The sequence below is a fragment of the Acholeplasma granularum ATCC 19168 genome (genome assembly GCF_000526235.1).
Taxonomy (GTDB): Bacteria; Bacillota_I; Bacilli_A; order Acholeplasmatales; family Acholeplasmataceae; genus Acholeplasma; species Acholeplasma granularum.
The window spans coordinates 21,489-35,495 of sequence record NZ_JAFR01000014.1 but is presented as its reverse complement, the minus strand read 5'-3'; the positions used below and the strand labels follow the sequence as shown (position 1 = coordinate 35,495).

General features: G+C 28.7%; 15 protein-coding genes. 2 read left to right on the top strand and 13 right to left on the bottom strand.

Annotated elements, in window-relative coordinates; genetic code table 11:
• Positions 1-103: 103 nt before the first annotated feature.
• The 8 genes from rsmI to G324_RS0106720 are packed head-to-tail and all read right to left on the bottom strand — an operon-like array spanning position 104 to position 6,571.
• Positions 104-946, bottom strand: coding sequence for a 16S rRNA (cytidine(1402)-2'-O)-methyltransferase (gene rsmI, locus G324_RS0106755; protein ID WP_025725611.1), 843 nt, complete (start codon positions 944-946; stop codon positions 104-106).
• On the bottom strand, positions 943-1,662 hold the full coding sequence (locus G324_RS0106750; protein ID WP_162146975.1) for a tRNA1(Val) (adenine(37)-N6)-methyltransferase: 720 nt from the start codon (positions 1,660-1,662) through the stop codon (positions 943-945). Before G324_RS0106750 ends, rsmI begins: the two co-directional genes overlap by 4 nt.
• Positions 1,649-2,605, bottom strand: a complete 957-nt coding sequence (locus tag G324_RS0106745; RefSeq protein WP_162146974.1) for a hypothetical protein — start codon at positions 2,603-2,605, stop codon at positions 1,649-1,651. Before G324_RS0106745 ends, G324_RS0106750 begins: the two co-directional genes overlap by 14 nt.
• Entirely contained in the window at positions 2,602-3,207 is a 606-nt protein-coding gene (tmk, locus tag G324_RS0106740; RefSeq protein ID WP_162146973.1) for a dTMP kinase, read from the bottom strand. Before tmk ends, G324_RS0106745 begins: the two co-directional genes overlap by 4 nt.
• Before the next feature lie 23 nt (positions 3,208-3,230).
• The gene (truA, locus tag G324_RS0106735; protein WP_025725607.1) at positions 3,231-3,956 is read right to left on the bottom strand and encodes a tRNA pseudouridine(38-40) synthase TruA; all 726 of its coding nucleotides are present in this window, start codon (positions 3,954-3,956) and stop codon (positions 3,231-3,233) included.
• Positions 3,946-4,944 carry an energy-coupling factor transporter transmembrane component T family protein gene (locus G324_RS07780; protein ID WP_025725606.1) on the bottom strand — a complete coding sequence of 333 codons (999 nt, stop codon included), beginning with the start codon at positions 4,942-4,944 and terminating at the stop codon, positions 3,946-3,948. The genes truA and G324_RS07780 overlap by 11 nt, the downstream gene beginning before the upstream one ends.
• Positions 4,944-5,786, bottom strand: coding sequence for an energy-coupling factor transporter ATPase (locus G324_RS0106725; protein ID WP_025725605.1), 843 nt, complete (start codon positions 5,784-5,786; stop codon positions 4,944-4,946). The genes G324_RS07780 and G324_RS0106725 overlap by 1 nt, the downstream gene beginning before the upstream one ends.
• On the bottom strand, positions 5,762-6,571 hold the full coding sequence (locus G324_RS0106720; protein ID WP_025725604.1) for an energy-coupling factor transporter ATPase: 810 nt from the start codon (positions 6,569-6,571) through the stop codon (positions 5,762-5,764). The genes G324_RS0106725 and G324_RS0106720 overlap by 25 nt, the downstream gene beginning before the upstream one ends.
• A gap of 103 nt (positions 6,572-6,674) precedes the next feature.
• Between G324_RS0106720 and G324_RS0106715 the strand changes: the two genes are divergently transcribed.
• Both G324_RS0106715 and G324_RS0106710 read left to right on the top strand, forming a co-directional pair.
• On the top strand, positions 6,675-6,986 hold the full coding sequence (locus G324_RS0106715; RefSeq protein ID WP_162146972.1) for a thioredoxin family protein: 312 nt from the start codon (positions 6,675-6,677) through the stop codon (positions 6,984-6,986).
• Positions 6,983-7,831, top strand: a complete 849-nt coding sequence (locus tag G324_RS0106710) for an NAD(P)/FAD-dependent oxidoreductase (RefSeq protein WP_025725602.1) — start codon at positions 6,983-6,985, stop codon at positions 7,829-7,831. The genes G324_RS0106715 and G324_RS0106710 overlap by 4 nt, the downstream gene beginning before the upstream one ends.
• Positions 7,832-8,003: 172 nt before the next feature.
• On the opposite strand, the gene G324_RS0106705 is transcribed toward G324_RS0106710, so the two are convergent.
• From G324_RS0106705 to G324_RS0106685, 5 genes are all read right to left on the bottom strand, one after another.
• Positions 8,004-9,695, bottom strand: coding sequence for a M3 family oligoendopeptidase (locus G324_RS0106705; protein ID WP_025725601.1), 1,692 nt, complete (start codon positions 9,693-9,695; stop codon positions 8,004-8,006).
• Between the two features lie 54 nt (positions 9,696-9,749).
• Positions 9,750-11,777: an endonuclease gene (locus tag G324_RS07775; RefSeq protein ID WP_025725600.1), complete on the bottom strand. Its 2,028-nt coding sequence runs from the start codon at positions 11,775-11,777 to the stop codon at positions 9,750-9,752.
• Positions 11,778-11,875: 98 nt separating this feature from the next.
• Entirely contained in the window at positions 11,876-12,505 is a 630-nt protein-coding gene (locus G324_RS0106695) for a hypothetical protein (protein WP_025725599.1), read from the bottom strand.
• A gap of 135 nt (positions 12,506-12,640) precedes the next feature.
• Complete coding sequence (rplQ, locus tag G324_RS0106690; protein WP_025725598.1) at positions 12,641-13,000, bottom strand: 50S ribosomal protein L17; 360 nt, start codon at positions 12,998-13,000, stop codon at positions 12,641-12,643.
• A gap of 5 nt (positions 13,001-13,005) precedes the next feature.
• Complete coding sequence (locus tag G324_RS0106685; RefSeq protein WP_025725597.1) at positions 13,006-13,998, bottom strand: DNA-directed RNA polymerase subunit alpha; 993 nt, start codon at positions 13,996-13,998, stop codon at positions 13,006-13,008.
• Between the last annotated feature and the right edge of the window lie 9 nt (positions 13,999-14,007).

Genomic DNA, 14,007 nt, shown 5'->3' with positions numbered 1-14,007 from the left:
ATTATAATATAAAGATTATAATAATGCCACCTAATTATAAATGTATTTATTTTAAACACAATTTAAGTTATTTAGTAAAAAAGAAGTAAGTTAAAAATAAAATTTACTTCTTTATTTTGTATAGTTTATAGATTTCAGATTTATGTACTTTTAAATCTTTAGCAGCTAGTTTAAGTGCTTCTTTTTCATCATTTCCTTGACTTATATAATAATCTACTAACTCTACCGGATCTTTTGAGGTTTCTATTATCGTTAAATCACCTTCAACAATGATGACATATTCTCCTCTAGTATCCAGTTCATGCTCTAAAATTGAATTGATATCTCCTCGGTAAATTGTTTCAAACATTTTAGTTAACTCTCTACCGATGCTTAAGTTTCTATTACCCAATATACTTAAGATTAATTCTAATGTCATTTTAATACGTAAAGGAGACTCATAAATAATTAATGTTTCTTTTCTATTTTCATAATCTTTTAAAACATTTGATGCTTCTTTTTGTTTTCTTGGTAAAAAACCAATGAAAGTAAAAGGTTGTGGGTTAATACCTGATGATGCAAGCCCTGCTAAAACCGCACTAGCACCTGGTATACTTACAACATTAATATTTGCTAGGACGGCACTTTTTACTAATAAAAAGCCTGGGTCATTTACAAGAGGGGTACCTGCATCCGAAACGAGTGCAACCGATTCTCCTTGCTTTAATTTATCAATGATTTCTATTAATCTTTCTTGTTCATTAAATTTTTGATAACTTAACATTGGTGTTTTAATATTATAGTGTTTAAGTAATATACCTGTAACTCTTGTATCTTCGGCTAATATTAAATTAACACTTTCAAGAATAGATACAGCTCTAAAGGTCATATCTGATAAGTTACCAATAGGTGTGCTTACAATATAAAGGGTTGGTTGATTAACTGTAAAACTTACCTGAGTTTTCATTTTTGATAATTCCTTCCTTCGTATATTGAATTCATCTCATCAGAGTAGACACCTTTTTCTTTATATTGAATCAGTGGTGGTAATACAATTAAGTGCGCACTACCTTTAAACTTAGCTTCTATTAGTACTTGATTGGGTTCATGATTTATACTTGGATGAACAAATCTTATTCTTTTAACTTTAAAATCATATTGATTTAAAGTTAAAATGATTTCCTCAAGCCTGTCTGCTTTATGAACCATAAAAAATAATCCACCGTGTTTAATATTTTTCTTAACGCTTAAAATAAGTGTTTCTAAATTTAAGTAAATTTCATGTTTAGCTATTTGCATATCCGTATCTAGACTTTGTTTGGTCTCTTGATTGACTTTAAAGTAGGGTGGATTTGATACAATAATATCTGCTTTTTTCTTATGGTTAAATACCTTTAAATCACTATTAATGACTTCTAATCTATGACTTAAATTGTTATTTAATATGTTTTCTTTTGCTAATAAATATCTTTTTTCTTGTATTTCAACACCTAAAATATGACCATTAAAGCGTTTTGACAAATAAAGCATAATGGCACTATTGCCAGTGCCAAAGTCCATAATTAAATTTGTGTTTTTAGGTATTCTAACAAAGTCACTTAAAATGATTGTATCTAGATTAAAGGCTTTACCTACATCTGATGAAATCATTAAGTCTGTACCAAGTAAATCACGCTTTACCATGTATAATTAACCTTTCAAAATCAATTGAAAATGCATTAAGTGCCAATTGAATGTTTATTGGTAGTCTTAAATCTTTTACTGTTTTATGAATAAGTAATATTAAACTAGACGCTGTATTTGAATTAATTGATTTAACAAGTTCAAGTAAGCTTTCTTTCATAAATTCATATTGAACTTTTTGATTCATATGCAAATGAATAAGATCTAGAATAATCGATGAGATTGTATCTAAAATGAATACTATGTAACTTTTTTCATTAGAAAGTGTTTGAGAAATTTGATTCATTAAATGACTTAAACTTTCACTTGGATTTTTAATCCAATCTTTAAAGTTTTCGATATAGGATTGAGCAAGTAAGTAAGTGGGGTCTGCATAAAGTGCGATTGCCTCATCTAAATCTTTTGTTAGACGACTGATCATGTAGGCATGTTTTTCTTCTATCTCATTATCCATAAGTATTTGAATAAATTCATGACTTTGACCATCTGATAATCTAATAACTTGACTTCTTGAACGAATGGTATCAAGTATTTGACTCATATCATCTACAAGTAAAAAGCCAATTGTTTCATTATCTTTAGGTTCTTCTAAAAATTTAAGTAGTGAGTTTGATGCAGAAAGTGACATAGTTTCTGCATTTTCTATAATATAGACTCTAGGTCCATCAGTTAGTGATGTTTTAGAAAACTCACGTTGGAGATTCAGTATTTGTTCTTTTTTGATACTTAGTCCTTCTTTTTCTATATAAACTAAGTTTGGATGATTCAAATGTTCTAGTTGATGTTCTAAATTAGGATTATCTTGATAGTTTTTAAAGATTAAATATGCTAACTTTTTAACAATACGTTTTTTTGTCACACCTAAAGAGCCACTTAATAAATATAGGTGGGATAATCTATTTTTATCTATAGTTGTTTGAAATTTAGCAATAATATCTTTCATATTCTTTCTAATATGTTTTCTAAAATGATTTTGTAGATTGCATCTATGGTTTGGTTTCCATCAATGACTATAATTCTATCTTCAAACATTTTAGCAACTTCTAAATATCCTTTTCTAACTTCATAATGGAAGTTTTCAGTTTCTAAATCTAATCGGTCAGTTTTATCTTTTCTATTATTTTTAATACGTTTCATACCTAAATTAGGATCAAGATCAATATAAAATGTTATATCTGGTAAATAGTTTAATGCATAACTATTAATTTTACTTATAAAATCCATGCCTAGTTTTCTACCAAATGCTTGGTATGCAAATGATGAATCAATATATCTGTCACATAGAATGATTTTATCTAAGTTTGGAATAATTGTTTCATTTAAGTGTTGTGCTCTACTTGCTGCAAAAAGAAGTGCTTCAGTTTCTTTTGTAATATCTGTATTTGCATTATCTAGTAGTATTTTACGGATTTTTTCTGCAACATGTGAACCACCTGGTTCACGTGTTGTAATAACGTTTAATCCTTTGGATGTTAATTCATTTTTTAATTGTTCTATGAGTGTCGTTTTACCTGTACCTTCGCCACCTTCAAATGTTATAAACATGGTAAAATCCCCCTTTTTATGTGTTATTTATAGTAAATGTGGCTTAAATATAATCCACATGCTGGAGCAGTCGTTGCTGATTTATTTCTATCTTTTGTTTCTAGTAGTATTTTTAATTGATCTTTAGGTTTTTTACCTTGTCCGATAGCAATCACATTACCCATGATAATACGTACCATATATCTTAAGAAATGATTACCATGTATGGTAAATATATAATGTGTTTTGGTTGATTTATAGTCAAAACTATAAATTGTTTTGACTGGTGGTTTATTTTCTTTATTGGGACTAAAACCACTAAAATCATGTGTTCCAATAATTGTTTTTAGTTCATCTTTAACTAGATCTATATTAAAGTTTTTGACATAAACCTCATAATTTCCTGTAAATGCTGTACTTGGTTTTTTAGCTATTTTATAAACATATTTTTTTGATTTAGCATCAAATCTTGCATGAAATGTATCTTTAACTTTTGTAACTTTTAAAAATCTAATATCTAGAGGTAATCTTTTATTAAGAGCATCTACCCAAGCACTACTTTCTAAATTAATATCTGTATCAAAATGAAGCACTTGATATTTAGCATGAACACCCTTATCAGTTCTAGATGCTGCAAATGTAGGTATATTAATTTGTGTCATAAGTCTTAAAGCTTTTTCAACAACTGTTTGAATGCCTGTTTGATTTATTTGTTTTTGATAACCACTATACTGTGTGCCATCATAACTTATTACTGCTTTATAACGCAAAACGCATCACCAACAATCCACTCATAATCATCATAATAAAGATTAAGATGAAGATATCTTTAAATTTAATTTCGTATACATCTAGTTTTGTACGAGGTGCTCCGATAATATAACCTCTAGCTTCCATTGCATTACTTAAATCATCAGCACGGTCAAAACTTACTACAAAAATAGGAATTAATAATGCTATAATCTGACCTATTTTTTGACGTAGCGTACTTTCGTTAAAGTCAGCACCACGTGATGTCTGTGCTTTCATTATTTTTTCTGTTTCCAGTAATAATGTTGGAATTGAACGTAGTGTTAATGAAATCATCATAGAAAATATATATGTTGGTACTTTAATATATCTAAGTGGTTTCATTAAAGATTCTAATCCATCATTTAATTCTATTGTTGATGTTGTAAAGGTTAGTAGCGATGCAATAACCATCACTGCAATAATTCTTAAGAAAATAAACCCACCTCTTAAAAGACCTGAAGGATATACTTTAAAATTATAATCGAAATTTAAGCCCACTGTTGGTATGTATGCTATAACTAAAAATTGAATTACAAATATTAATGTTACATATAGAAAAAACCATGTCGTTCTAAATTTTATTTTAGGTTTTAAATAGTGATATAAAAATGTAAATAAAATTAAAACCGGAATACTTATAATACTTAAAGTCATGGGTGCATCAAGTAATGGTGATTCATTACTTGGTTGAATTGTAAATAATTGAATAATAAACGTAAATGTCATTAAAAATACAATTGTTTTTAAACCTTGAAGTACTTTACCTATACGTATTCCAGATAAGAATACTAAACTCATAGAAAATACAAATAATGCAATCATCCAAATAATATTTTGTGGTTCTAAATTTATAGGCACTAAAAATATTGTAATAATAAGTAATATCATACTCATTATTTTAATTCTTGGATCGAGTCTGTGTAGAATAGAGTTACCTGCTATATATTGACCAATTTTAATATTCATTATAAAACCTCCTTTAAATATTTAAGGAGTTCATCATTTGTTAATACTATTTTTTTTGGAATGCCTATAGTTTCATTTAAATGATTTAAAACTTTCATAGGTGTTGGATAATCTAAGTGAAAGGATTTAAAGTCTTGATGCATAAATAATTCTTCTTTTGAACCATCAAATACAATCTTTCCTTTATCTAAAACAATTATGCGTTTAGCATAAGTTGCTACAATATCCATATCATGACTAATCATAACAATAGATTTGTTTTGTTCTAAATGAATTTTATTAAACATTTCCATCATATCATCTTTGCCTTGAGGATCTAGCCCTCTAGTAGGTTCATCAAGTACTAAAATATGTGGCTTCATAGCTAAAATACCAGCAATAGCAACTCTTCTCATTTGGCCACCTGATATTCTAAATGGAGATTCTGTGTAAAGTGATTCATCAATTCCAACTTCTTTTAAAGCTTCTTTAGCATATGAAAGTGCAAATGGTTTTGTATCTTTAAAGTTTGATGGACCAAAAGCAACATCTTTTAATATATCAACTTCAAATAATTGGTATTCAGGAAATTGAAAAACTAAACCTACCTTTTGGCGTAAATGATTGATTTTAACTTTCTTTTTACTAGGTAGTGTTGTACCTAATATATTAATTTGACCTGAGGTTGGTTGCATTAAAGCATTAAGATGTTGAACAAGTGTGGATTTTCCACTACCTGTTTGACCCACAATTGCTATAAATTCACCTTTTTCATCGATTGTAAGGTTAATGTTATTAATTGCATGGTATTGTTCCTTAAAGCCCTTATATGCGTATCCTACGTTTTTAAATTGTATGTCCATAGTGCATCTACCAATTTTTTATTATTTTTTAAATCATCATCTTTTATAACATCTAAATATATTTGTAAACCGAGTGGAATCGTTAATTTTGATTGTTGTAGTAATTCTTTATTTAAAAATAGTTCTTGAGGTTTACCTTCTGCAAGTAATTCACCATCTTTTAAGATGATGACATAATCACTTAATAATGCGAAATCAAGATCATGAGTAATTGTAATAATTGTTTGATTTCTATCTTCATTAAGTTTTTTAATTAAGTTTGTAACTTCTAATACACCTTCAGGATCTAACATTGAAGTTGATTCATCAAAAATAATTAAATCTTTATGCATTGCAAGTGCACCAGCAATAGCAACTCTTTGTTTTTGTCCACCACTTAATTGGAATGGTTCTTTTTTTAAATAATCTTGCATGCCAACAAGTTTAGCATATGTTTCTACACGTTTGACAATCTCTTCATGAGGTAGTTGCATATTTTCTAATCCAAATGCGATATCATGACGTACTGTGACACCAACAAATTGATTATCTGGGTTTTGGAATACGATACCTACTTTTTTTCTTACCTCATCTACACTAGATTCATTTAATAATATATTATCAATATATATATCACCTGATTCTGCTTTGATTAATCCTACAAGTAATTTAGCAAGGGTAGACTTACCACTTCCATTATGACCTAAAATAGATACCCATGATCCTTTAGGTATCTTAAAAGATAAGTCTTTGATTAATTCTTTAGTTGTATCATATGTAAATTTTAAATTTTTTACGTTTATCAAAATAAAAACTCCTTAAACTGGCTTCTATTTATTATATCATGTAGAAGTTATTTTTTTAGATAAGTTTTACGTTATAATAAGATTATGGGAGGTTAACAATCATATGTTATTTGAATTAACCAATAAAAATTTTGATGAATTTGTAATAAATTCTTCTAATTATGTTTTAGTAGAGTTTTTTTCTCCTACTTGTATGAGTTGTCTATCTTTAGAAACTTTACTAGAAGATATTTCTGATGACTATTATGGTAAATTAAAAGTTTATAAAGCAGATGCAGAAAAACTTGAAGATCTTGCAGATAAATACGACATTTTTTCTTTACCAACAATGTTACTATTTAAAGATGGAAAACTACTTAGAGAACTTCAAGGACTACATAAAATAGAAAAGATTGAGGAATGGTTAGATTTATGATTAATTGTATCGTAATTGGTGTGGGTCCTGCAGGTATTTCAGCAGCTCTTAATTTAAGAAAATTAAATAGAACTGTGATGGTTTTAGGTAAAGATAGTGATCAACTTTCAAACCTAGATGTTATTGATAATCTTTATGGCCAATTACCCATATCAGGAAAAAAATTAATAGTTAAAGGCATTGAACAAGCTAGACACTTAGGTATTGAAGTTAAAAAAGAAATGGTTTTAAATGTTGAAAAGATAGATGATCATTTCTTAGTAACTACAAACAATAATAAATATTTAAGTCAAACGGTCATGCTTGCAACAGGTAAACCACGTGTTGAAATAAATATCCCTGGTTATGATTTATTTAAATCTAAAGGCATTCACCTGTGCGCCACTTGTGATGGGCTTTTTTATAAAAATAAACCGGTTGCTATTATAGGTGATGGGTTATATATGGAACAAGAATTATCTGTACTTGAAAACTATACACGTGATATTAGAATATTTTCAAATAGTACTTTAATTACTTCAAAAAAATATCCTGTAATTACTGATAAAATCATTTCATTTGAAGGGGATAAACGACTTACAAAAATTAATACAGAAAATAATTCTTATGATGTAAGGGGCGTTTTTCTTGCTATTAATTATCCTAGAGCTGTTGAATTATCTTTAAAACTTGGTGTAATTATGGATGATAGTAATATTTTAGTTGATTCCGATATGTCAACAAACATTAATGGATTATTTGCAGGTGGTGATTGTGTGGGTGGACCACTTTATTTTCCTAAAGCAATCAATGACGGATTAAATGCTGCATTAGGTATTTCTAAGTACTTAAAAAATAAAGCATAAACAAGTTTAAATCATAGATACATCAAAAATATTTAATATACTTGATAATAGTTCACTAATTATTTATCCTACATAACATATTAAAAAAACATATCTATATGTCTTAGATATGCCATTTAACAATATAAAGTTTAAAGGGATTGTCTATTTTTTTAGACAATCCCTTTTTATTTTATAGATCTAAATCATCTACTTTATCTAAGTAGGCTTTAATTGGTTCTAAGATTTTATTAATTGTACCTTCTTTAAAAGGGTTAGGAAGATTAGCTTTATTTAGTAATTCAACAAAACTATAAGCACCACCTAATTTACATAGCTCGTAGTATTTATACCAAGTTTCTTTAGCATCCTTTTGATTAATACCCCAGAAATAAAAGGCAATTACTTGAGCAAGTGTATAATCAATATAATAAAAAGGATCTTGGAATATGTGTCCTTGTTTATACCACCATAATCCCTCATTCATCGGATCTTCTTCATCATATATTTTCCATGGTTGATATATTTTTTCAAGTCTATTCCATGTTTGTTTTCTTTCATCTGGGCTCATCGTAGGATTTTTATAGACCTCATGTTGGAAGTGATCAACTAATACACCATAAGGTAAAAATTCAATGCCACCTGATAAATGACTAAACTTATATTTTTCAGTATCTTCTTCAAAGAATAAATGAATATATGGCCATGCTAGAAATTCCATGCTCATTGAATGAATTTCTGCTGATTCATATCCTGGCCAGCGATATTCCGGAATTAATTTTCTAGATGTATAAACTTGAAAAGCGTGTCCTGCTTCATGTGTTAATACATCGACATCTCCAGATGTTCCATTAAAGTTAGCGAAAATAAATGGGGATTCGTATTTTGGAATATATGTACAATATCCACCACCTTCTTTACCTTCTCTACTTTCTAGGTCTAGTAATTCTTTGTCTACCATGTAGTTAAAAAACTCTGATGTTTCAGGACTTAATAAATCATACATAATTTGAGCTTTTGAAACTTGCCAGTTTAAATCACCTTTAGGATTTGGATTTCCAGTTAAGAAGTTTAATCCTAAATCATATGATTTCATATCTTTAATATTTAATCTTCTTGATTTTCTTTGTTCTAACTTTTCTACAAATGGGACTAAATCTTTTAAAACTTGATTTCTATATAACATGACATCATTTGCATCATAATCAACTCTTTTTAATCTGTCATAACCAAGTTGTATAAAGTTTTCATAACCTAACTTTATAGCTATTTGATGGCGGACATTTATAAGGTTATCATAGATTTCATCAAATCCTTTAGAATTGTTTTTATACCATTTGGATACTGTAATTGTTGCTTCTTTTCTTACTTGTCTATTTTTACTTGTTACAAAAGGTTGCATTTGGCTTAGATTATAAATACCACCCTCAAATTCAATTTGAGCACTAGATTTCAACTTAACATATTCTGTTGTAAGTTTATTTTCTTTTTGTAAGAGTTCAATTACTGAATCACTAAAAGTTTTTTTACTTAGTTCTGCCTTTTTAAATAATAGACTACCTAATTTTAATTCAAGTTCTCCTCTATACTGAGACTCTAATAAACTATTTGTAAATTTAATGCTGTAAGAGTCTATTAAAGGCATTGTTTCGTTAAAAAACTCTTTTTCCTGATCATAAAATTCATCTTTTGTATTCATTGAGTGTCTAATGAGGGCAAGTTGAAATGTTGAATCAATTTCATCAATAAAATTATGATAATCATTTACAGCTTTTAATGCTAACTCAAAATTAGCTGCACTTACTAAATCATGAGTAAGTTTTTCTAGGGTACTTTGAATCAATTGGGTATCGGGTCTTTCATACACATATTCGTTAAATTTCATGATTCGTCAACTCCTTTTTTAATTGTCTTTTTATTATAACACTATATATTTATTTTATGAATTAAAATAGATGTCTACATATTCTGGTCTATCTATAAAAGGGTTTCTATTACCTTGATAAGTGTATATGACTTCATTTCTATTCGTTTCAAATTCAGAAACTGGATCACTTTCATGCCATGAAAGTAGTAAAGATAGTATACCCATTTGTGCACCTTCAACTGTATATGCACTATCAAGAATATTATCTTCTTTTAATGTTAATATATCTGGATATCTTACAAGCATATAAAACAGTATACGTGCAACATCACCTTTATATTCATCCCCAGGATAATATGCATCTGTACCAACAAGACCATAAGTTGACGCTTGATCAAAATATCTATTTGATCTAGAACTATTTACACTTGGATTAATTGCTCGTAAGTTATGAACATCACTACCTTGATTTTTTGAAGATCCAGAAACTCTTTGGATTCCTAGTCTAGAGTTTGGCCAAACATGTTCCCTAGCCCAGGTTTTTCCTCCATCCCAATATCTAATGATTTCATGACCAGAGTAAATTCCATCTAGGTGGGTTTTATTATTTCTTGTAACTAAATCACTTTCTTCTAGAATAAATCTTGCTTCATCATAACTAATTAATCTTTGATGTGTATTTTTTAAGATTGATTGTAACTCTAGTTTAAAGGCACTTGATGTTAGTCCATTTAATGTTGCATAATAAGCATTTATACCTTCTATAGATAATACATTAAATGCGGGTGGTTTTAAGCGATTTCTATCTTTTTCAAATGCGAGTTTAATCTTTTCTAAATCTTCATTATTTTCTTCTTTTATGACTTCAACAAGCGATTTCGGAGTTAAACTATCATATATTTTTAAATCATCTATAAATATTTGTTCACCACCTGTTAATTCAGATGTCTTATGAAGTTCTATTCTAATTTTGATAAGTGAATGGTTATTTATTTTATGTTTATACTCTGTAACATCTTTTGAAAGTTCAAATATTTTTTCTTCTAATATGACATCTTTATCATCAAGAATAATTAACTTGATATGGTGGTTTGTTGATTTTGCAACAAATGAAATCATTTCTACATTAGAAAGTGTAAATTGTGTTTCAATGTATGGTGTATTTGTTGTAGATGTATTATTTCTTAGTTGAATACTTTTACTACCAGATATTGGATTTGTTGTTGAGACTGCACCATTTAAAATATGAAATAGTTTATTTTCATCTCCTACAATTTTGGGAGTTGTATTGTTTGAGTAATTTGTTGATGTTGTAAATGATTCGCCTTCAAAATCTGTTTCATATAGACTTTCTGTATAATCATATCTTAATTTGACTTCAAATAATTTATATGTAAGCTCTGTTTCAAAGATTGCTTCTACAATTAGAGTAGAGGTATCTAGTAGTGTATTTTGATATGTACTTAAATTAATTTTATTATCTAAGACAAATATAGGTTCTTCATTGTTTATAGAAACATTATAATAGCTTGCATAATCTAGTTTTACCCATTCTAATGTATCTTCATTAATGGTGTAGTTTTGCTCTATAATGTCTACATATTTTGCATATAAAGTTATGTCTGTCGTAACCGAATTATTAAAATCATATACATTATTAAATTCAGGATCTATATACCAACCATAAAATATTTTATTTTCCTTTACAGGATCTAATGGTTTACCTAGTATAAGACTATCACCAATGATTATAGGTACAATATAAGTATCCGAGTTTGTTTCAAAAGTCACTTGATGATATCCATCTTTTGTATCAAAAACAGTGTATAATTCATAGTCTTTATTAACTAATGTTTCATAATCAAATTCTTCATTATTTGACTTGTCTTTTAATCCAACAAGTATTAGTCCTTGTATTTCATATTCTGGAATAGTTATTTTATTATTTTTTGTAACTTCTTGAGTCTCTACTTCCAAAGTGTGTGAGTTTTGAATCATTACAGTAAATGTTTCTTGTGGAATAAATTTATTTATTAATTCACAGCTCGATAGAATTAATAGTAAGCTTAAGAATATCGTTATATTTATTATTTTTTTCATGTTATCACCTTCTTGTTTTACTCTTATTTTACCATAAGATTCATTTAGATTAATTAAAAGGTAGCCTCAATTGAGGCTACCTTGATTATTGTTTAATGCTATTCTTCTTCATTATTTTTTTCTTGTTGCTTTAAGGCTTTTAACTCTGCTTTTTTCATACGCTTATCAGCCTTTTTTTGAATGGCTTCTGCTTTTTTATCAGCAAGGGCTTGGCTTTTTTGTTCCGCTTCTGCCTGTTTTAATTCACGTTTTTCTTTGTCGTTAAATCCTTTTTGTGTAAGATATACATTTTTACCTAAACGTACCTCATCAGGTGATACGAAATCTAATGTAATATATTGAACTTCATTAGCTGATCTTTTAATAATTTCATTACGATCTTGTATGATTGATACTTTACGAATGCTTTTTGATGCAAAAACAACTTTACCATCAAGTTTTGTTGAAGGTCCATCAATTGCTTTGTAGTTTTCTGTAAGTCCATCTTGATTCATATGCCATGCACTGCCATGTTTGAAAATCAAAGTCTCTCCATTATTTGATTTATAAACAAGTTGTTTTTGATTTGTTTTTGAAGCATTTTTATGAACAACATTTTTTGACTTTGTTTTTTTAAATAATATGATTACTAGAATAAGAATTAGTAATGCTATTAACGCTACAAAAGCCCATTCTAAAATACCATATGTACTAAATTCTAATAGTTTAAATCCATTGGTTAAATCCATAATTATATCCCTCCCTAGGTTTAATTCAAATCTCATCTTATAATTATTATAGCACGAGTGATTTAATTATTGTGTAATTACATAACTATTTCATATTAAAATAAAAACCTTCCAAGGAAGGTTTTATATTAAGTATTAGATGAATTCGATGATTGCCATCGGTGCAGCATCTCCACGACGAGGTACTGTCTTAATGATTCTTGTATAGCCACCTGTACGGTCTTGGTATCTAGGTGCAAGTTCGCTAAATAGTTTTTGAAGAGCATCTTGTCCTTCTTTAACTTCTTCAAGACGAACTGTTTGTGCGGCTTGACGACGTGCTGCTAATGTACCTTTTTTAGCTAATGTAACCATTTTATCTGCAACGCGTTGTACGGATTTAGCTTTTGCTTCTGTAGTCGTAATACGATCATTGATAATTAAATCAGTGACTAAGTCACGTAATAAAGCTTCTCTTTGATCAGTTGTACGACGAAGTCTTGATGGTATTGCCATAATAATTACTCCTTATCTTCGTCTGAATCAAATCCGAATTTTGCTTCTTTTGCTGAAGAGTGTTCGAATTCAAGTCCATGTTCTGCTAGTTTTTCTTTTAATTCTTTAAATGATTTTCTACCTAATGAGCGTAAGCGCATCACTTCTTCTTCAGATAATTTTAATAATTCACCAACGGTTGTGATTCCACTACGTTTAAGTGAGTTAAATAATCTTACAGATAAATCTAATTGTTCGATTTTTGTATCTGATTTTTTGCTTGCTGGTTCTTCTTCAACATCGCGAATAAAGTCATATTCACTTGCTTTTTCTGAAATATCAACAAGTACTTGGAAATGATCCACTAACATCTTAGATGCTAATGCAAGTGCATCTTTTGCTAAGATGGCACCATTTGTTTCGATTTCAATTGTTAATTCATCTAAATCACCACGTATTTTTTCTACATTATAGATAACACGTTCAACTGGTGTATATAATGAGTCAATTGGAATGACATTTAATTCATATTTTGAATATTGTTTGTTTTGATCACTTGGAACATAACCAATGCCACGTCTAACAGTCACTGTCATATTTAACTTAGCACCTTCTGCTAATGTTGCAATATGTAGGTCTTTGTTAACAACTTCAATGCCATCTACTAAATTAAAGTCACCTGCGGTAACACTTGTTGGACCTTCTGCATATAACTCTAATCGTTGTTCATAATGTGGATCTTGTGAATCAACTGAGAATACAACCTTTTTTAAGTTAAGGATAATTCCCATTACATCTTCATATACGCCATTGATGGTTGAAAATTCATGTTCAACTCCGTCAATTTTAACATTAACGATTGCAGCACCTGGTAATGATGATAATAAAACACGTCTAAGTGCATTACCTAAGGTTAAACCATAACCGCGTTCTAATGGTTTTATTAAGAAACGGCCCAAGTTACCTTCTTGAGATATTTCTTCGACAGATGTTGGTTTTTCAAATTTTAAATCTTTCACAAGCTTACC